This window comes from Lysinibacillus canaveralius, assembly GCF_047301505.1.
In the GTDB taxonomy this organism is placed as follows: Bacteria; Bacillota; Bacilli; order Bacillales_A; family Planococcaceae; genus Lysinibacillus_B.
The window spans coordinates 3,341,721-3,361,900 of the sequence record NZ_CP154840.1; the positions used below are offsets into that span (position 1 = coordinate 3,341,721).

22 protein-coding genes are annotated in these 20,180 nt (G+C 40.7%); 5 read left to right on the plus strand and 17 right to left on the minus strand.

Going from position 1 to position 20,180, the window contains the following annotated elements:
* Nucleotides 1-137 precede the first annotated feature (137 nt).
* The 5 genes from AA0Y26_RS17020 to AA0Y26_RS17040 all read right to left on the minus strand — a co-directional run bounded on the left by AA0Y26_RS17020 (nt 138) and on the right by AA0Y26_RS17040 (nt 5,919).
* Nucleotides 138-1,943: a carbon starvation protein A gene (locus AA0Y26_RS17020; RefSeq protein ID WP_413363236.1), complete on the minus strand. Its 1,806-nt coding sequence runs from the start codon at nt 1,941-1,943 to the stop codon at nt 138-140.
* Between the two features lie 123 nt (nt 1,944-2,066).
* The gene (locus AA0Y26_RS17025) at nt 2,067-2,564 is read right to left on the minus strand and encodes an NUDIX domain-containing protein (RefSeq protein WP_413363237.1); all 498 of its coding nucleotides are present in this window, start codon (nt 2,562-2,564) and stop codon (nt 2,067-2,069) included.
* A gap of 140 nt (nt 2,565-2,704) precedes the next feature.
* Nucleotides 2,705-3,916, minus strand: a complete 1,212-nt coding sequence (locus AA0Y26_RS17030) for an NAD(P)/FAD-dependent oxidoreductase (RefSeq protein WP_413363238.1) — start codon at nt 3,914-3,916, stop codon at nt 2,705-2,707.
* Between the two features lie 295 nt (nt 3,917-4,211).
* Nucleotides 4,212-5,417, minus strand: a complete 1,206-nt coding sequence (locus tag AA0Y26_RS17035; protein WP_413363239.1) for an EAL-associated domain-containing protein — start codon at nt 5,415-5,417, stop codon at nt 4,212-4,214.
* A 175-nt stretch (nt 5,418-5,592) separates the two neighbouring features.
* A complete protein-coding gene (locus tag AA0Y26_RS17040) occupies nt 5,593-5,919 on the minus strand; it encodes a YuzD family protein (RefSeq protein WP_413363240.1) in 327 nt (108 codons plus the stop codon).
* Between the two features lie 85 nt (nt 5,920-6,004).
* Between AA0Y26_RS17040 and AA0Y26_RS17045 the strand changes: the two genes are divergently transcribed.
* Nucleotides 6,005-6,241, plus strand: a complete 237-nt coding sequence (locus tag AA0Y26_RS17045) for a NifU family protein (protein ID WP_413363241.1) — start codon at nt 6,005-6,007, stop codon at nt 6,239-6,241.
* A gap of 72 nt (nt 6,242-6,313) precedes the next feature.
* On the opposite strand, the gene AA0Y26_RS17050 is transcribed toward AA0Y26_RS17045, so the two are convergent.
* Complete coding sequence (locus AA0Y26_RS17050; RefSeq protein WP_413363242.1) at nt 6,314-7,009, minus strand: DUF2225 domain-containing protein; 696 nt, start codon at nt 7,007-7,009, stop codon at nt 6,314-6,316.
* 151 nt (nt 7,010-7,160) lie between these two features.
* On the opposite strand from AA0Y26_RS17050, the gene AA0Y26_RS17055 reads away from it, so the two are divergent.
* Nucleotides 7,161-7,535: a HesB/IscA family protein gene (locus tag AA0Y26_RS17055; RefSeq protein ID WP_413363243.1), complete on the plus strand. Its 375-nt coding sequence runs from the start codon at nt 7,161-7,163 to the stop codon at nt 7,533-7,535.
* Nucleotides 7,536-7,672: 137 nt separating this feature from the next.
* On the opposite strand, the gene AA0Y26_RS17060 is transcribed toward AA0Y26_RS17055, so the two are convergent.
* Complete coding sequence (locus tag AA0Y26_RS17060; RefSeq protein WP_413363244.1) at nt 7,673-8,743, minus strand: NAD(P)/FAD-dependent oxidoreductase; 1,071 nt, start codon at nt 8,741-8,743, stop codon at nt 7,673-7,675.
* A 181-nt stretch (nt 8,744-8,924) separates the two neighbouring features.
* Between AA0Y26_RS17060 and AA0Y26_RS17065 the strand changes: the two genes are divergently transcribed.
* Nucleotides 8,925-9,161: a YuzB family protein gene (locus tag AA0Y26_RS17065; RefSeq protein WP_413363245.1), complete on the plus strand. Its 237-nt coding sequence runs from the start codon at nt 8,925-8,927 to the stop codon at nt 9,159-9,161.
* Nucleotides 9,162-9,635: 474 nt separating this feature from the next.
* Here the strand turns inward: AA0Y26_RS17065 and AA0Y26_RS17070 are convergent, their stop codons facing one another.
* Nucleotides 9,636-10,409, minus strand: coding sequence for a TIGR01457 family HAD-type hydrolase (locus AA0Y26_RS17070; protein WP_413368270.1), 774 nt, complete (start codon nt 10,407-10,409; stop codon nt 9,636-9,638).
* Nucleotides 10,402-10,851: a DUF86 domain-containing protein gene (locus AA0Y26_RS17075; RefSeq protein WP_413363246.1), complete on the minus strand. Its 450-nt coding sequence runs from the start codon at nt 10,849-10,851 to the stop codon at nt 10,402-10,404. The genes AA0Y26_RS17070 and AA0Y26_RS17075 overlap by 8 nt, the downstream gene beginning before the upstream one ends.
* Nucleotides 10,852-10,939: 88 nt before the next feature.
* Here AA0Y26_RS17075 and AA0Y26_RS17080 point away from each other — a divergent pair, with 88 nt between their 5' ends.
* Nucleotides 10,940-11,206: a DUF3055 domain-containing protein gene (locus AA0Y26_RS17080; protein ID WP_413363247.1), complete on the plus strand. Its 267-nt coding sequence runs from the start codon at nt 10,940-10,942 to the stop codon at nt 11,204-11,206.
* A gap of 166 nt (nt 11,207-11,372) precedes the next feature.
* On the opposite strand, the gene AA0Y26_RS17085 is transcribed toward AA0Y26_RS17080, so the two are convergent.
* The 7 genes from AA0Y26_RS17085 to AA0Y26_RS17115 all read right to left on the minus strand — a co-directional run bounded on the left by AA0Y26_RS17085 (nt 11,373) and on the right by AA0Y26_RS17115 (nt 17,833).
* Nucleotides 11,373-11,693, minus strand: coding sequence for a YutD family protein (locus AA0Y26_RS17085; protein ID WP_413363248.1), 321 nt, complete (start codon nt 11,691-11,693; stop codon nt 11,373-11,375).
* Nucleotides 11,694-11,744: 51 nt separating this feature from the next.
* Nucleotides 11,745-12,671 carry a lipoyl synthase gene (gene lipA / locus AA0Y26_RS17090; RefSeq protein ID WP_413363249.1) on the minus strand — a complete coding sequence of 309 codons (927 nt, stop codon included), beginning with the start codon at nt 12,669-12,671 and terminating at the stop codon, nt 11,745-11,747.
* 109 nt (nt 12,672-12,780) lie between these two features.
* Complete coding sequence (gene yunB, locus AA0Y26_RS17095) at nt 12,781-13,530, minus strand: sporulation protein YunB (protein ID WP_413368272.1); 750 nt, start codon at nt 13,528-13,530, stop codon at nt 12,781-12,783.
* A 62-nt stretch (nt 13,531-13,592) separates the two neighbouring features.
* Nucleotides 13,593-14,696, minus strand: a complete 1,104-nt coding sequence (locus AA0Y26_RS17100; RefSeq protein WP_413363250.1) for an HD-GYP domain-containing protein — start codon at nt 14,694-14,696, stop codon at nt 13,593-13,595.
* A 78-nt stretch (nt 14,697-14,774) separates the two neighbouring features.
* Nucleotides 14,775-16,139 (minus strand): bifunctional metallophosphatase/5'-nucleotidase, encoded by a 1,365-nt coding sequence (locus AA0Y26_RS17105; RefSeq protein WP_413363251.1) that lies wholly within the window; start codon nt 16,137-16,139, stop codon nt 14,775-14,777.
* Nucleotides 16,140-16,154: 15 nt separating this feature from the next.
* Nucleotides 16,155-16,976 (minus strand): sulfite exporter TauE/SafE family protein, encoded by an 822-nt coding sequence (locus AA0Y26_RS17110; RefSeq protein WP_413363252.1) that lies wholly within the window; start codon nt 16,974-16,976, stop codon nt 16,155-16,157.
* On the minus strand, nt 16,976-17,833 hold the full coding sequence (locus tag AA0Y26_RS17115; RefSeq protein WP_413363253.1) for a DUF72 domain-containing protein: 858 nt from the start codon (nt 17,831-17,833) through the stop codon (nt 16,976-16,978). Before AA0Y26_RS17115 ends, AA0Y26_RS17110 begins: the two co-directional genes overlap by 1 nt.
* A 150-nt stretch (nt 17,834-17,983) precedes the next feature.
* On the opposite strand from AA0Y26_RS17115, the gene AA0Y26_RS17120 reads away from it, so the two are divergent.
* Entirely contained in the window at nt 17,984-18,772 is a 789-nt protein-coding gene (locus tag AA0Y26_RS17120) for a glycerophosphodiester phosphodiesterase (RefSeq protein WP_413363254.1), read from the plus strand.
* Between the two features lie 308 nt (nt 18,773-19,080).
* On the opposite strand, the gene AA0Y26_RS17125 is transcribed toward AA0Y26_RS17120, so the two are convergent.
* Entirely contained in the window at nt 19,081-20,100 is a 1,020-nt protein-coding gene (locus AA0Y26_RS17125; RefSeq protein WP_413363255.1) for an ArsR/SmtB family transcription factor, read from the minus strand.
* Nucleotides 20,101-20,180 lie beyond the last annotated feature (80 nt).

Sequence of the window (20,180 nt, forward strand, 5' to 3'; positions counted from 1 at the left end):
TTAGTTTACATTATAAGGAGAGGGCTTTCAATGGATATAATTATATCGTCAAGAAACGGACATAGGAATAATCACTGCTCAATCTCTCTCCATAGAAAAAGAAATGCCCTATAAGCGATCGCTTATAGGGCATCCCTTTACATTCTGCCATTCACTGCTACACCATTGACATATCGTTTACTATTCCATAAATCCTTCCATTTACGGATAGCTGTCAGCACAATGATGAGACCAAGAATCAGCATGACGATGGACAGGACCCCATTCAATACAGAATAGCCCCCTGCTTCACTGTTCCAATAGACGTTCTTTACCATCCAGATTCCCGCCACATTTACTGTTACATATAAATACGCGAGCGGAATGATACAGGTTAACACATAAATGCGCCGATCTGCTATTTTCAAAATGATGGTCGCTCCACATACCAGTCCTATTGAAGCCATTAATTGATTCGATACGCCAAACAATGCCCAAACAGAGCTAATATCGCCCGAGTACAATAAATACCCCCACATAAAGCAGGCAAGCGCACTGGCAAATAAGGTACCGGGCATCCAATCTGTTTTCTTTAACGGTTTATATACTTCCCCAAAGAAATCTTGAATGAGGTAGCGGGCTACCCGCGTTCCGGCATCAATGGCTGTCAAAATAAATACAGCTTCAAACATGATAACGAATTGGTAGAAGTACGAAGACATATCGGCAAACCAAGGAACTCCTGTGAAAATATAGGTCATCCCTACAGCTAATGTAACAGCGCCCCCAGTACGTCCTTCTAAATCCATACCAATTTGCTCGGCCAGCATATTTAGATTCACTGTGTCCATACCTAGCGTAGCAAAAACGGCTGGCGCCGAATTAATAGCGAAATAGTCACCCGGGTAAAGAGAGGTAGCTGCAATTAGCGCCATAACCCCTACCAAACTTTCTACCAGCATCGCCCCAAATCCAACGACACGGATATCTTCCCACCGATCCAGCATTTTCGGTGTCGTTCCTGAGCCGACAAATGCATGGAAGCCCGAAATGGCTCCACAAGCAATCGTAATTGACACAAACGGCCATACCGGTCCTGCTACGACAGGCCCTCCGCCCCCTAAAAAGTCTGGAATGACAGCAGGAAACTGAATAACAGGGTTTACAATAAATACACCGATAATCAGGGCGATAAATACACCGATCTTCATAAAACTGCTCAAATAATCACGTGGTGCCAGCAGTATCCATACCGGCAAAGCAGCTGCGAAGAACGCATATATCGGTAAAATAAGTGCTAAAGTATCGCGTTCTAACGTCAGCAAGTCTCCAAGCCATGTCCCCTGCAAATAAGGCCCCATAAATACACCAATCATCAACAAGATAAACCCTACTGCAGAAGTTGTAAGCAGATTGCCTGTTTTCTTATATGCAATCCCTACCAATATAGCGATTGGAATCGTAATAGCAACAGCAAAGGTTCCCCATGGATTACGCTCTAGTGCTCCTAATACAACTAGCGAGAGTCCCGCCATTGTAATCGTGATAATAAACAGCATAGCAAGCCCTGTACAGAAGCCTGCAACTGGCCCTAGCTCCTCCTTCATCACTTCAGACAATGACTTGCCTTTTCTCCGCATCGAGGCAAATAATACTACTGCATCGTGCACTGCTCCCCCAATAACCGCACCGATTAACAGCCATAACAGCCCCGGCAGGTAGCCGAACTGAGCGGCAAGCACTGGCCCTACCAGCGGCCCCGCCGCAGCAATTGCCGCAAAATGGTGACCAAACGCCACCCATTTATTGGTGGGTACATAATCCTTCCCATCTTTTAGCTGATGCGCCGGTGTCGGCTCTTTTTCATTGATTTTTAATACTTTCTTCGTGAAAAAGTAACCATATAGGCGATAACCGATAACGAGTATACAGATAGCTCCGATAACAATGGAAATCGCATTCATAATAAAACGCCCCTCCTTCTTTTATGCTTATTGCAACGTATGAAGGAAGGAGGGAAATTATTTTTAAAATAATCAGATAATTATTTTCACACCATTTCTAGTGTAATATCTTTACCTATTATTCTATTTTTTAATGAATAGATTGTACTGTGTATAACCAAATATTTCTTCCGGAATGATATTATCAACAAAATCTATCATATTTTTTTTTACATCATTGCGGGCTACTTCCTTCAACATGATATTTGAAAGCTCATCGACTGCAAGCTGCTTCGGTGAGATCCAATGTGCCTCTAAAATTTCCCGTTCCTGTACGATAATCGATTGTGAGGCTTCTGCCTGACCACAATAGAGAATCGCCATATTATCGCTAATTTCACTGCGGATGACACCTGTCCGAAATCCGACAAGGCCTTTTACATAACAATCAATCCCTGTCTCTTCCTTTACTTCTCGCACGACTGCCTCATCAATCGTCTCTCCTTCTTGTACAAACCCTGCTGGCAGAGACCAGCGCCCCTTCAGTCCGCTATACGTTTTTTTGACAACCAGCCATTCCCCGTTGTCATTTTCTACAATTCCACAAACACCTAGCCATACTTTTCCACGATCTTTTTTCATCTCTCTATCAGCCCTTTTACATATTCTACTATTAAGTATAGCGGCTCTCCTTCTTAAAGAAAAATATTCCCTACCCTTTTGTTTTTTGCCTATAAAAAAAGCAGGGAAAGTGTTAAAACTTCCCCTGCTTACCGTTTCAATTAAAGAAATTTAAATTTACCCTTTTTCAATGTCAGCCCTACGCCGCCTACTAAGAATAGCGCACGGTCATCAACAACTTTCTTAAGCGCAGAAGCTGTTTTACCAGTGAATTTACGTCCCATTGCATTACCTATTGCATCATCATGACCTAGAGAACACACAGCACCTTTGTCATCATATACAAATGTCTCTGTATCTTCACCGTTCATTAAATGCTTGATGTTTTTTGCAATGTTTACCGCTTGTTGCATAGCGATTTGAGCAGTTGGCGGGTATGGACGACCTGCTTCTTCATTCAGAAGGAATGCACAGTCACCTACTACAAATACATCATCAAAGCCTGGAGCACGCATGTCCTTACGAACAGCGATACGCGCACGATTTGACTCAATGCCTGAAGTTTCGATTAAGCTGTTTCCACGAACACCTGCAGCCCATACAACTGTACCAGCTTTAATAAATTCAAACTCATCTTCGCCCTTCTTAATCTTAACACCTTCTTGAGTAGCTTCAACAAGCGGTGTACCGATTGAGAATTCGATACCTTTTTTAGATAATTGCGTTTTTGCATATTCTACAAGTTGTGGATCAAATCCTGGCAGTACCATTGGAGCTGCTTCTACACATAGTACACGCACTTTTTCTTGTGGAATATCGAACTCTTTGCAAAGCTCAGGAATACGGTTGCCAAGCTCACCTAAAAACTCGATACCTGTGAAGCCTGCACCACCTACGATGATTGTCAATTTGCTATCGTCTTTTACTTCATCTAATGACCATGAAGCGAATTGATATTCAATGTGTTCACGCACTTGACGAGCTGTGTTGATATTTGTTAAAGAAAGAGCGTATTCCTTTAATCCTGGAATACCGAAAGTTTCCCCTTCAAATCCAAGGCCAATGACTAAATAATCATATGTGAATTCGCCAGCAGAAGTTTCAACCTTTTTCTTGTTTACATCAAGACTTTCAACTGTTGCTTGTACAAAACGCACATTATTATTAATGACGCTAGAAATTGGGTAACGGGCCTTGTCCGGAGAAATTGTACCGGCACCTACCTCGTGTAACCAAGTTGTTTCATAGTGGTAATCATTTTTGTTAATTAAGATGATTTCCGCCACGTCCGCACTGATCATTTTTTGCAAATTAACAACGGTAGTCAATCCACCATATCCTGCGCCTAATACTAAAATTGTCGGTCTTTTCACTGAAATCAAAACCCCTTTAATTTTTTTGTACCAGCGCATGGCAAACAAAAAATGAAGTACAATTCTATACTTCAATAGTTTGTTACGCTAGGTCTACATATTTTCGACAAAAATACCTACATACTATATTAGCCCTTTTAGGTAGTAATTTCAACACTCTAAATTCGTAGGCAGGAAAAATCGGAAATAAATCTCAGAAATGAGTATAGTGTTAGCGAAAGAAAGAAAACGTGTGCAATCTTGAGCACTGAAAAGCCGCTCATCTTTTAAAATAGGATGAGCGGCTTGCAGCAATTTAATTCACAATATTATGTTCATACAGGTAATCGTACGATATATCAATAAATAAATATTCATTATTTGGCAGGGCCATACTGAATGTACGTGTTAGTTCTCCTGTTTCGATATCCGAATAGGCATTAGAAAGGTCTGAAATCTGCTCTTGACGCATTTTCAGCAAGTTTTCTAGAAAATAAGGGCGCCAGCTCCAATTTTTTCGCAGTGCCTCTTTTTCCACTACCCATTGATCTTTTTTCCATCGAATGTTCGGAGTCGTTTGAAATCCTTCTCCATCACAAATGTAAAGTCTAAAAGCGTAATCCTGTAATTGATTGGCCAATTCTATAAGTTTATCAGCTTGTTTACTCGTTGGTATAACTGTTTCCACACTAGAAATAATTTTTCTCTCAAGCAGCTTTACTTCTTCCAGCTTATGCTTGATCAGCTTTTTTTCCGTTGCGATAAACTGCTCGCATTCATCACGGAACCGAGGCTTCAGCGTATCTCGGGGAACAAAATCTTTCGACGGTTTCTCAAGATATGCTCCTTTGTAATATCGTGCCCCATTTTTCCAGCCGTGCTGTAATTGATAGATTGTATCCACTTTGCTCACCATCAAGGATGCCCCCATTTTCAGTGCCAATGCCCGCAGTGTAGTGAATACATAATTCTGATTGCCCCACTTATTGTAGCTCAGCTGATCCACATCGATGCAAAGTACACTTGGCTCAAGCAATAATAATGAATCCAGATGACTATGAGCGCCAACATTAGATAAGGCTACCTTAACGCCGTAAGTTTGGATATATTTTATAAGGTGATGAAGTTGTTGTAAATCAGTAGCAAATAAATATTCGTTCATAACAAGGGTAATGTGATGAAGGTTCTCCTCAGTAACTAATTCCTTCAACAAAGAAAAATAACTTTCCCCAAAATCAATTGTTAACAGGTTAGGGTTACATGGGATATATAAATCAATGTGCTCGATTTCTCCTATAATTTTCTCGATTGCCTGACGAACGACTAGCTGTTCTACTTCTGCACGAATTTCCGCTGGTACGTCCTCGTTATATGTAAATGTTGCTATATCGATTGCTGCTTCTCCCTCTACAATACGCCCGCTTACCTCGTAAGCAACGATACTATGTTCATCAGCACTATAGATTGGTTCAAAAAAAACCTCCATTTGATCGAGCTTATCTAATACGTTCAAAACATCCATAGGATTTGAACCCCCTTTAACATCTTACTTCCATCATAAAACAAATTGTCGACTAATTCAAAAAACGAATTCAAAACATAGTATTACGATAAGTTTTATACACTTAAATAAGTATAGAGAAAAGCCGCTTGAATAACAAGCCTTATTCAAGCGGCTTTTTATCATAGTGTGAGAATCACTGTGCGCTGTATCCTGCTTTTTCTAATGCTTCATATACCGGCTTGATCTGCACATAACCTTCTCCGACTACTTCGTCGTTTACTAGAACAAGAGGATAAAAAAATTCATCCTCTTGAATTCGGCTGGCATAATCAATGTCACGCTCATTCTCAAGTGTTTCTTCAATGTTGATAAATCGGTATTCTACTTCCTGGTCAGGGAACTTTCGGGAAATTGCTGCTTGTAACCACTCGTATGTATCCTTAGAAGACGGTGCATTTACACAGCTGGCACATATAATGTCAGCCCCATATACTTCAACGATTGCTTTCGGTCCATTCATTTTTCTTCCGACCTTTCAGTATTTAAGTATTGGATTTTTTGTTTTCTTCACATTATAATGATTTTAGTGAAAGGAGTCGAGTGAAATGACAGATATCGAACAAAAAGAACAAGTACAAGAAGTTTTAGATAAATTACGTCCATTTTTACTACGCGATGGCGGTGACTGCGAATTAGTAGACATCGAAGACGGTGTTGTAAAATTACGTCTATTAGGCGCATGCGGCAGCTGCCCAAGTTCTACAATCACATTAAAAGCTGGTATTGAGCGCGCTCTTTTAGAAGAAGTACCAGGAATCGTTGAAGTAGAACAAGTATTTTAATGATCGGCGCTGTGCCATACTAACAAGATAAAAGCGGCTTTCTTGCACTGTCAAGAAGCCGCTTTTAATTATTTATTTTGTATTTTTTTCCTCACGATGAGCCCGTATTTCTTCCCAGCGTTCCTTCGCCATCTCTACTACTTTGGCTTCACCACCCACCCGCTGGCTTTCAATCACTTTTGAAAAGAAACGTGTAGCGTTTTCTATATCATTCAGGCGACGGGATAATTCTGCTATCATATACATAATACGTGCTGCCGACATTTGTGTACTTGCGTAATCTTCTGTAGAGAAGGACTCCATATATTGATCACGTGCAATTGCCATAAAACGCTTCTCCTGCATCTCATTGTGAAGAGAGCGGTAAAACCAAGCTACTCGAAGGGCAAGACCTGCCTTTGCTACATGCTTTTCTTTTTTGATATTCGCACATAATAAAGCAAGCTTATATACTTGAATTGCCTGAAAAACTGTACGTTCCTCTTTAAAATCATGCTGTACCCACTTATCCGTAATCTGGCTCTTGATCTCTTCCGCCGTTCCGGGAGCAAAATAACGTGAAAAATCCTCTGTAAATGAAAAACCGCAATGTTCACAAACAAAGACATTATAGTACATAGCTGGAACATCACCCTCTGCATAAACGGGCATAAAGTCCGTATCTGTTTCTGAGACTTTGATGAATTTTGAACGAACTTTTAGTGTTGAAAAGTTCTTTTTACAATGCAGACATTCGACTTTCTTTTCATAGTAGGGTGAAATCTCCATCTTTTTTCATTCCTTCGCATAGATTAGTATTATGCCTATTATAACAATTTTTAGCATATAAGTATCAATTTTATTTGATTGATTTTCAAATCAGTTTTGTTGTCATAACGGAAACACAATTGATATGATAGAGGAAAGGAAGGTGACTGTGATGACAAATGAAAAACAAGTAATCATTTTAACAGAGGCTGCGTCTTTCCAGATCAAGGAAATGATGAAACATAACGAAGAAGAAGGCTCATATTTACGCGTCGCAGTTCGCGGTGGCGGCTGCAGCGGTCTTTCATACGGCATGAATTTCGATAACAACAGAAGCGATGATGACTTTTCAGATGAACAATTCGGCCTGCAGATTATTGTAAGTAAAGAGGATGCCGCTATTTTACAAGGGACGACAATCGATTATAAACAATCTCTGCTCGGCGGCGGTTTTACAATTGATAATCCAAATGCTATTGCTTCATGCGGATGTGGTACTTCATTCCGTGCTCCTCAACGCGAAGGTACACCCGAAGTATGTGATTAACAAGAAGAAAAGCACATTCTCAGCTGCTTACGCTGTCTAGAATGATCAGCTATTCCCGTTTCACAAATGATTTGTTCTATACTAAAAAATGCTTTCAAGGAAAGGTCCTTGAAAGCATTTTTATTTTTATTGGTAATTTAGTTGTCGTTTTGACGTTTGTACATCCAAAGCAGCCCCGATTTCATTAGGCGGGCAATGCGTCCTGTTACTGTTGTATCAGCAAGATGCACGAAGCCTTGTTTCTTGCCTAAAGAGCCCATAAAGCCTTTTAGCTTAATATCCGGCATCTTCTCCGGCAATGTCATACCGCTCCAGCGTGTTTTTAATACTTTCACTACACGTTCTGCCTGCTCTTCCGCAAGTTGTGCCGTTGGAGGCAGATCAGATGAAGCACAGTCACCTATTACATAGATATGCTCATCATCCGGTAAATTGAAATATTGAGTAACAATCGGGCGGCCAAATTTATCCTTCTCCGCCTCCATGTCACGAACAATCTTCACTGGCTGAACACCTGCTGTCCATACAATTGCATCTGCTTCGATCACTTGGTCATGATTGTATAGGCGGTTCGGTTCTACACGTGTAATATTTGATTGTGCAATAACTTCTACGTTATGTTTCTCAAACCAGGATTTCACGTAGTTGCTCAGTTTTTCCGGGAAGTCGCGTAAAATGCGGTGGGAGCGGTCAAACAATTTAACTTTTAAATCTGAACGGCTTTCACGCAATTCGCTCGCAAGCTCAATCCCAGAAAGCCCAGCGCCTACGATTGCTACTGTTGAACCTGGCGGCAGCCCGCAAACCTTTTCAAATGTACTGCGGGAATTAGCAATTGTCTGAATACTGTACGTATACTCTTCTGCTCCCGGTACACCATGATATTTATCTTCACAGCCTAATGCAATAACTAAATCATTATATTCAATAACCCGTCCATCTTCTAGATATACAGCTTTTTCTTCACGATCGATGCGGATTACCTCACCGTACACTTTTTGTAAACGTTCATGCTCTGGAAATGCCACACGGATTTCCTTGTCTGTAGAAGTACCTGCAGCTAGCGCATAAAACTCTGTTTTTAAGCTATGGAAAGGGGTACGATCTATTAAAATAATTTCTGTATCGGCTGGTAAATTATTCGGTAAAAGGCGCAGTAATACACGCATATTTCCATAACCGCCGCCTAATAAAACTAGTTTATTCATAATGTTCTCCTTTATTTATTCCATCATTCTAGTATGTTCACAAAGTCTCCATAAACGAGTATAGCTGATTGTGAGAAGTTTCACAATATGTTATCGTCATTTTGTGAAACTTTTCACAAGTAATGTGGATTGACTAAAAATATAAATGCTAGTAGCATACAATGAGTGAGGTGACAAAGGCATGAATCCTATGGTTGAGTTCTGTATTAGCAATTTGGCAAATGGTGCACAGGAAACATTAGAAGCATTAGAAAAAGACCCGAATATCGACGTATTAGAATACGGATGTCTTAGTTACTGTACGAAATGTGCAAGCAACTTCTATGCCGTCGTTAATGGCGACCTTGTCGAAGCTGACACACCTGGCGAACTGACAGAAAAAATCTATGCATATATTGAAGAAAATCCTTTATGGTGAAAAAGTATATTTGTGCCTTATTAGCTGCAACAGATGCTTAATATGAGCTCTTCGAAGAACGATTTAGAGTGATCTCGAGCAGCTGGTACAAATATGCAGGCAGCTCTAATAAATTGACCATTATTATTTCCTATTCTTTTAAACAAACGTTGATTCTTTCAGCGTTTTTTCTTTTTTTCCCTATATCAACAAAAGAAAACCGCATCTTTATTCAAGATGCGGTCAGAGTAAAGACAAAGTCGTTTTTCGACTTTGTCTTTACGTTTTTTTAGATAGATTTTTTAAATGAAGGTTTTACCCAGCCTGTCTTGAAAACGCTTGCCAGACAAGGCGTGCCGACGAGCGAAGACGCGAATAGAACCTAAGTTCATGAGCGAATGGCTCTTTATTTGCGACGAAAGCGAAGCGGCAGGAGCAGACGAGCGAAGCAAGCAACGATGAATGAAAGCGTTTGTCAACAGGCTGACCGCATCTTTATTCAAGATGCGGTAACTGGGATAAATCCTCCACTACGTATGTTGGCTGTGTCGGCTTTCCTTTCACTATTTCCATAGGGGTAACACCCGTATTCACATGGACAGTCGTACAGCCGAAATTGATACCGCATAAAATATCGGTATCATAATTGTCTCCTACCATCACAAGTTCATCACGCACCAGGCCATGCTCTTCTGCAATCATTTCCAGCATGACAGGTGATGGCTTCCCAATGAACAATGGCTCTACTCCACAAACATTAGCAACCATGCGAACAAAGGAACCATTCCCAGGCAAGAAGCCTTCCTCGCTCGGGAAACGAATATCTTCATTCGTTCCAATCAGTTTAGCACCGCGTTGTACTGTTAAGCAGGCATCTGCAATACGGGCATAGCCGATTGACCGATCGATGCCCATGACAAGCACGTCTACTTCACTCTCTTCTGAAACAATGATGCCCTCTGCCTCCAGCGCATGTCGAATTCCTTCAGAGCCAATGACCTGAACCTTTGCTGTCCCATAGTTTTTTGCTACATATTTAGCTGTTGTCAATGCACTGGAATAGATATGCTCTCGCTTAGCCTGAATATCAATTGCAGCAAGCGCCTGCTGTAATTGCTCCGGTGTCTTCGATGAATTATTCGTTACGAAAAACGGCTCATTTCCTTCAGCTTGCAAATGATGAATAAATTCAACAGCAGTAGGAATACCCAATTTCCCCCGGTAGACTGTCCCATCTAAATCAAAGCAAAAACGCTTCATCTTATTTATCCTCGGGTAAAAAAGCAGAAACAGGACCTAATTCATTTGTTAAATAATCCTGTACTTTTGGCGGAAATTCTTTTATAGCAGGCAGGCTTGATGTTAATACATCCAGCACCTCTTGATCATTGACTTGAATGAATTCGCGTACAAGCATTTTACGTAATCCGACAACTGCTTTTAGCGGAGCATCCATTTCCTCGGTAATAACCTTTTCATCGACAAGGATATCGATAATGTCTTCATAGCTCCCTGGATCACGCATGATGAAGCCATCAATCATTAAGTTGCCAACATCCATCATCGATTCCATCAAGTTATGACCGATACGTTGAAGCGCAAGTTTATTGACCGTTGAATCCAACCAGCCTGTATGATCCTCCAATATGGCGATTAGTTCATTAATATGTTGTAAGTTTAACGTAATCTTGTTACGATCTACGAAGTACATGATGTACTGCCTCCAATCAATAAATGTTGATACTGTTTTCTTATCTATAGTACCATATTCTTTAGAATTGGAAGGAGCTTTCGCAATAATGGAACGATTTTTCTTATATGACGATGTAGAAGATACAAAAACGCGCTTTGTAAGTTTTACAGGGCGAACACAGCGCTATGATCTAGCGATTCTGCAAAGCAGCCGTTTCTTTGGAAAAGTGCTTGTGCTGGATATCCAGTTCGGCAGATTTGCCATCATTGGATCTGATGATGTAGAGGAGCCTGGCTACCTGGAGCATGTATACAACCGCACTGAGGAAGAAGCAGCAGATTTACGGGAATATTTACGTGAATTATTAGGTTAAGAAGGATTAATTGCTTCCTTGAGCAGCTATAGAAATACATAGGTTTTTCTATAGGTTAAAAATAATCACTTTCTTATCATGATCACCTGGCTTCAGAAGTTGTCTGGTCTCATTCACTATCCACAGCAATCAGACTGAAAAAAGAGATGGCAAACGCCATCTCTTTTTATTCTACGGGCTGTTCTGTTTCTACTTCTTGAATAGGTGCGGGCGCCTTCCCGACCTTTTTCACGATAAAATACGCACAGCCGAAATTACAATATTCGTACAAGTAATCTTGCAGCGTACTAATTTTCGTATCAAATGTCGATTTCTGATTTTTATCATCATAGAAGCCCTTCAATCTAAGCTGTCCGTAGCCCCAGTCGCCGACGATATAATCATACTTCACTAAAATGTCCGAATAACGGGCTAAAAAGTCCTCTTCTTTAAAGCCTTCCCTTACATCTTCCAACAATTCATACATATAGCCTTCTACAAGTATCATGAATCCACCACCAATCTATTATCACCATGTTAAGTAAACTACGGCTTGAAATCAACTCGTTTGTGTATCATGAAGAAGCCGCTCTTTCGCTGCAGCATTTACCTGCTCATCAGCATGATAGCTGCTTCGTACCAGCGGGCCTGCTTCACAATGAGAGAAGCCTTTTTCCATTGCAATTTTTCGAAGCTTGCCGAACTCAATCGGTGAATAGTATTTCTTTACTGGCAAATGCTTTTTCGTCGGCTGTAAATACTGTCCAATCGTCATGATATCCACGTTATTTGCACGTAAGTCGTCCATTACCTCTAAAATTTCCTCCCATGTTTCTCCAAGGCCAATCATGAGTGACGATTTTGTCGGAATATCCGGCTGCATCTCTTTTGCTTTTCGCAGAAATTCAAGTGAACGTTCATACTTAGCCTTTGCTCTTACTCTTGGCGTCAAGCGGCGAACTGTTTCGATATTATGGTTTAAAATATCCGGTTTAGCATCCATCAGCAATTGTAGGTTTTCTTCTACCCCTCCTAAATCAGATGGCAATACTTCTACAGACGTAAACGGTGCTTTTCGACGGATGGCACGAATTGTCTCAGCAAGCACGCCTGAGCCTCCGTCCTTTAAATCATCACGTGCCACCATTGTGATGACGACATGCTTCAAGTCCATAATTTTTACTGAATCTGCTACACGTTCCGGCTCTGCTAAATCAAGCTCTGTTGGAAGGCCTGTTTTCACCGCACAGAAGCGGCAGGCACGCGTACACACTGATCCTAAAATCATCATTGTTGCCGTACGTCTTTCACCCCAGCATTCATGGATATTAGGGCAGCGCGCTTCTTCACATACGGTATGCAGATTATTTTCACGCATTAACTTTTTCAGCGCTTTGTATTCGTCATTTGTATTTAACTTTATTTTTAACCATTCCGGTTTGCGTACGTGATCTTCTTTATTATTCGTTGGTTTGCAAGATGTCATGAAATTCGCCCCTTATCGATGTCCCATAATTTTCACTACTCTATTGATGTCAATGTATCATATATTCGAGGTAACCAACAACCAGCTTTTTAAATTATCCTGCGATTTATTAATCATACGGTACAGGTACCTCTAGAGATGGCTGAACACCTTCTCCCCCGCCATCTGTATAAATGTGCGGCACAGTGCCTCGAATTAGACCGATTGCCACTGGAATATACTGTTCTACTGTAGCAGATTTACTCGCAAATGGAATAATAATTTGCACGTTCACTTCTAAATGTATACTTACCTCTACGTAGGCATTGTTAATGCCGAACTCTCGAATCGTCGATTGAACATCACTATGAACATTCCCAATGATATGAAACCTGATAGGAATTCGAGGACCTAGATTCCCTAATATCGGAAGATTCAATGCCTGCCCCATTGGCACAAAGAATACAATACCGTCCCCTGCCTCCATACGCCCTACATCATATTCAACATTTTCAAGATTAGGTAAGTGCGCAAGATCACCGTTTTCTGCCTGCTCTAAATATTCTTTAACAAGAGATGTTGTTTCGGCACGTACTTGATTGATGATATCTGTATTGAATTTTGTTGTCACCATTTCACTCGTACCAGGCGGAAGGTCGACAATAATATCATTCACATCCAATACACTTGATGTTCTTGAATTAATTGCTTTACTGACGACATAGGATGCGACCTTCTCTGTCTGTATCTCAGCGTAATCCAGATAAACCGGCATAATGCGGCTGTTCACAAAATAAAGTGAAACGATGATCATAATAAGTAAACTAACAAATAATAGCGTAAGCCTTGTAGAAGCCTTCTTTCCTCGCTTGAAACGCATTCTACGCCTTTTATGAAACAAAAAAAGCCCCCCTATTCTACCATATGAATGGGGGATTTTTTCTATTCGACAGGCGTCACATATTCAAGCTCCACCTTGTCGATTAATATGTCTGGAAAATCGACTAAATTGATTTCATATGTAGCTGGAAGGATCTCGTCATCTTCCTCAAAAATACGAATTTTCGGCCTTTCCGGAAACCCGGTATTTTGTTTTGATACAACGCCTCTGCGCCCATTTGATAACAGAAGAATCGTCCCGTTCGGATAATGAACGACACTTCGGCGCAGCGCTTCGACTACCTGCGGACTAAAAATAGTACCGCTGCCAGCCTCGATAATTGCCATTCCTTGTGAAGGGAGAAGCTTTTCACGGTATACACGATTCGACGTGACAGCATCGAATACATCGGCTACTCCTATGATTTTGGCGAAAGGATGAATTTCAACATCTACAAGACCTCTCGGATAACCACTGCCATCAAGTCGCTCATGATGCTGGAATGCACAGTGTGCAACAAGTAAAGATACAGAGTGCAAATTGCGCAGCAGCTCAAACCCATGTTTTGTATGCTCCTTCATCGTCTCATACTCTTCATTCGTTAAACGACTGGGCTTTAATAAAATCTCTCTAGGTATCATTAGCTTCCCTACGTCATGTAAAAGAGCTCCAATACCAATTAAGCGAAGGTCTTCATAGGAATAGCCCATTTCCTTTGCTATAGCCAACGAATAAAGAGTTACTTGAAAGGAATGCTGATATAAATATTCATCATACATATAAGCATCTGTCAAAACCATTAAAATTTCTTCACTATTCAAGATGGAATTTAGCAAATCCTCTACAATATTGCCGATTGCCTTTGATTGCTGATCCAACACATAAGAGGCTTGGCCAGATTTTACTTCTCTTACTGAACGAAAAGAATCTGTGATGTTATTGACAATTTTGTTGCGTAAAGCTGGTTCGACTGTTTCTTCAATTTCTATTCCGTATGAGATCCGATCCTCTATATAAATATAATGGATATTTAATTGCTTTAAACGATACAATATCCCATCTGTCACCACTGCCCCTTTTTGTAAAAGGGGGTGACCAGCCTCATTCCAAATTGTTCTCCCAACAACCATGCCCGCCCTCAGCACATTGATTGATATTAAGCGCATTGGTCCAATAAACTCCCATCTTTGTTATTCCATACTATAAATTATAATCTGATTTACTTAAATAGAAAAGGTGACCTGCTAATTTCCTGATTTCTGCAAGTAGGATAGCAGGATATCTCTTAAAAAAGCCGGTAAATAATAATGCTTCTTAGCATATTTAAAAGACGGGAAAAAGTAGCCAAATGTAAATAAATCTAGTGTTGCTAATGTATAGGACTGCGAAGGATCAACAATTTCCCCATTTAGAAACAGCTGTCTTTGCCGATCCATTTTTAGATTGTACAGCAATAGCTTGCCTAATACGACACCTCGGAAACCAAGACCCTTCAGCTGAAGGTGCCACCATTCTTCATTTTGCGCCTGCACATATATTTCCTTTAATTCTGCTCCAGTAAGTTCAACCAGACATAGATTGATTGGATGGGGCAAAATTTTGTGCATTTCATACGGGCTGACATTTCCTTTTTTTAAATCTTCTACAAAAATCCCTGCATTGAACATAAGACAGTCGGCACCGGTATAATCAAAAACGGCTTCTGCAAATAAATTGGATAACGGAGAATAGTGGAACCACTCTTTATAGTATGTTTTCGGTAATTGGATCACCGGCTCGCTCATTAAGGCACTCCCTGTCTTTGACAGCCCGAACAGAAACTCCGCCTCTCCCGATACCATCGCCAATTGTCCATTCTCGATTAACTCTTCTTCCAGTGCCGTTACGCGTTTCTCAGCATGGTCATAGAAAATTGTCAGATGCCCTGTAAACTGACCAAACTTGCCGCCGCCTGTCAGTAAAACGCCGTTGACAAATTTTCCTTCCGGCAGCGTATGGTGCGTATGAGCTCCAAAAATAACATCAATATCGGGACACTCATTTGCCAATAATTCATCATCTGAAATACCGAGATGCGATAGACAGACAATCATATCGGCTTCCTGGCGAATTTTTTGGACGAGTAAAACTAATGCTTTTCGCGGCTCTGTTACTTCCCAGTTCAATGTTCGGTAAAAAACATCGTATTGGGCTGTTGCACCAATTACCGCGATTTTTGTTCCGTGCATTGTCGTTAAAATTGTATAAGGCTTCAGCCAGTCCGGATTTTTACCGGTAAGCGCTTTAATATTGGCAACTACTACATCAAAAGCCGCTCCTTCATAAAGAGCTGTCAAATCATCAAATGCCAGTGTAATTCCTTCATTATTCCCTATCGTTACAGCATCGTACGCAGCTGTATTGAGCATTTCCACGTTCCCTTTACCGAGCGTTGCCTCCGTAAAAATATTTGAACGATCGATATGATCTCCGACATCGAGCAGGAAGCTTGCCTCCCCCCTGCTCGCCAATAGCTGACGCTGCTCTTTTATAAATGCTTGCATACGAAGCCAGTATTCAAAATGGCTATGTAAATCATTCGTGTGAAATATATGAATCTTCTCAAGCACCGCCGCCAACTCCTTCTAAAATAATGCCTCCATAATTAAACGTATTCCCATTAATAATAAAACAATCCTCAGCGCGTATACTAACGCAGTAGAGTTTAATTTTTGATTAATAACAGCCCCTGCTTTCGCTCCAATATACGCCCCCGGAATAACAGGAAGCGTATAAAGCCATGGAACATTACCAAGCGTAATATGGCTCGCCGAATTGACAAGAGCCGTCAGAAACACTAAAAACATGCTCGTTGCCACTGCAACATGCGGCGGAAAATGAAACAAGATCAGCATAGCCGGCACGAGGATTGCGCCGCCGCCGATGCCAAATAATCCTGATACACCGCCTACAAAAAAGGATAATAGGACAGCAAACCAAATTGGGTATCCATAAACCTTACTATTTCCTTCTCTATCCTTATATTCTCTCTTCCATCCATTCTCTACAAACCATTTTACCGGCTTCAATTTATCACGGATCATCAAAATTACAGCAATCACAATAAGAAAAATACCAAAATATAAATTAAACGAAGGTAAATCTAGACCTTTATTGATCCAGGCACCGATGATTGCCCCCGGCATGCTGCCGATAAAAAAGATAAAACCAGACTTAAAATCAACCGTCTTTGTCTTCATGTATGAAAGAGTGGAAGCCAGTCCTGTAAAGATCATCATAATTACGGATAATCCGACAACCGTTTGAGGTGTGATACCCGAAATCATCTCTACATTATTTCCAATATACAGAGTAGCGGGCACTAGAATGATACCGCCTCCCAGCCCGACAAGCGCCCCTACAATTCCTGAAGCTACCGCAATAACAAACAACACAAAAAATTCCATCAAAAATCTCCCTCAAACAACTTCAACTGTTTCGGTGCCAGCCCTTCAAACTGTAAATCAAGGATTTGCTGCATACGTTTTGCATTTGGCGCAGCATGGTCACCAGAGTTATTATTAAAAAGTACATAGACATCCTTTGCCTGATTTTGAAGCATGCGAATATGCGCGGCCAATCCTTGTAACTCTTCTTCGTTATAATCGTATAAAAAGCGTACCTTTCGCCAGTTCTCGTTGCTTCCGCTGTTCCGCCATCCATGAATGTTACGTCCATGAATCCGCAGAAGCACCTTATTGGAAGTCGCTGCGGGAACGAGAGGTACGGAGCCGCTTCCTGCCTGCGGCTCATCACAAACCGTGTGAATGAGGTTTTGTTCCTGTAAAAATTCAAGCGTTCTCTCTCTCACTTCACCGGCGTACCATGTTTGATTACGAAATTCTATAGCAATTGGGAAGCGCGCTAATTGCTGTTTAACATAACGAATGTATTGGACATTTTTTGCAGAGCAATCAAACCACGGCGGAAACTGAACGAGGATCATTGCTAATTTTCCGTGCTGCTGGAAGCTATCTGCGCATTCAATGAAGGCATTAAACATATCATTTCTTGTTTCGTACGGTAAATCATCCCGTAGATGGCCTGTCATGCCCTGATAGGCCTTCAATACAAATTGAAAGTTTTCAGGCGTTTCATTGCACCATTTTTCCACATTTACTCGGTTGGGAATCGCATAAAATGAAGTATCTACTTCAACGACCGGAAAATGGCCGCTATAATCAAATAATTTATCACGGGCAGATGTCACTTCTGAATAAAGTGCTGGATGATCTCCCCATCCCGTTAATCCGATATAGATCACGAAAATGCCTCCTTATTTTATTTATCTTGCATTGTCAGCAGGAAGGGAAATTCCCACCGATTGAAGTTTCACTTTATTATAGCCTATCCGAATAGCAATTTTACAAATTATCCTATAGGCAAGCTATTATTTTGAAAGGCGTTGAGGCAATTGAAAAAATGGTATTTACTAATATCTACTATTCTAGCAGCTATTATATTGTTGTTGATTTTCCACAATCCATTCACAAACAAACCTTTAATCATTGCTCATCGCGGAGCCTCCTACTATGCAATTGAAAACAGCTTTGAAGCATATGACCTTGCGCTTGCTCAAGGAGCTGACTACCTGGAGTTCGATATGCAGATGACGAGGGATGACGTATTAGTTGTTGAACACGATGCTATTCCCTCCTATGGAGACGGACGTGCCATTAAGGACTATCTATATGCTGAATTGCAATTATTAAAGAGAAAAAATGAATTTGGTATATCTTCCATCCTTACGTTACAAGAGGTGCTGGCAAAATATCCCGATAAGAAACTTTACATCGAAACAAAGAACAGACGAGACGGGGTGGAAGCAACGCTTTTAAAAGAGCTGCAAATAGCTGACCGGTTGAATGATGAAACCATTATCATCCAATCTTTTTCAGAAAGAAGCCTCCGCCTGCTAAATATGCAAAACAGCTCTCTACAATTGTTTCAATTATTTACTGAAGATGCAACAAGTGAATTGACAGCAAAGAGGCTTCAGGAGATTAGCCAGTATGCTGATGGCATCATTGTCCATCAAGGAGCCATTACTGAGAGCCTTATCCAAACAGCCCATGACCAGCAATTAAAGGTTCATGTGTATACAGTAAACAAGCCCCGGGCGATGAAAAAACTTATTAGACATGGCATTGACGGCATCATCACTGACCGGCCCGATATTTTATATGATATTTTATATGAATAAAGTAAAAAATAAGTAAAAAAGCATACTCTTTTTATGAGATAAGAAATATAAAAAATGGTCCCTCCTATGGGGACCATTTTCAACTTGAAGCAAATTTTATTAAAATCAGCTTAATTCTAATAGAAGCTTTTTTTCTCGCTAATGCTTTGGCTAGTTTGATGCTGAACAGGCCCAAAGTGAATAATAGGGCACCTGGCAACAACGCTTCAGTGAGCAGTAATGTAAAGAATGCGGCACTCCCCTCGCTGCCAATAGCTGCCCTGCCTCTTTTCGCTAGGATTTGTTATAGCAGGTCCTGTAGAACCCTGTTATTCTCCTACGAGATGCTGCAGGCTTTGCAGCATTTCTGTTACCTGTTCCTTGTCCACTGCAAAATATTTGATGGTGCCGATCTTTTCCTCTTTCACAAGCCCCGCTTTTTTTAGGATATCTAAATGATGCGAGATAGTGGCTGTAGTAAGACCTATATATTCAGCCAGTTTTGCCCCATATTCCTTTTTAACAGCTAGCAGCCGAAGAATGAGCAGCCGGTTTGGATCTGCTAGTGCCTTTAAGCGCACTGCAAGCTCCTCACTTGATTCTCGATCATCTGACAAAGCGTTCGCACAACCATAAATCACCATGCACACAGACTCATTAAAGATACGAATACGTGCAGGTGTCATGCAATAGCTCGGAATGAAATAATACATTTTGTACAAGCTTGTACGCCTAAAGGTCTTTCCCATTACATACTGTGCCAAGGATAATGAAGGCATCGACAATTGTTCAAGCTCCCGTATTGATGCATCCATCAGCGGCTTGCGTTCCTGCCACATTTCTTGAAACACAGTAGTTTTTGAAATGTTCAGTAAAATCTCCGCCAGTTCCTCTTTGAAACGTTCCAATTGGGGAATCGATTGTTCATAGAGCGCTCTTACTTCATTCGTTTGCCAATAGGAATTATTTTCTAACTTCCAAATGATTTCAGGTTTTTCCCATAGTGTTGTGATTGTATCTAACGGTATATTCTCACCAAAAAAATAATAAAGAAATTTGCTTGGCGCCATATGTTTTAAACCCTCGGCAAATAACTCTACAGAGGAAAAATGAGGTATAGGAATAAGTAAATTAAAAAGGTTATATACGCTGTAATCAGGGAACCTCTTTAAATAAATCACTGCAAAATTATTTTTATAAACCTCTTCTAACAACACCCTCTCTTCAGATAAAAAATCATTTTTCACCTGAATAAGCGAGCTGAACAGTGCTAATGTTTCTATTACAGGAGAGCTCAGATAGATGATCTGCTCTTCATTAAGTTCACTAATATCGATTTCATGCCCCATGCCTTGTATAGCCGCCTTTCTAAATAACGTAGCACCTAATATTAGATGATCGTCTTATGATATGCTTCCTGCTTTAAACT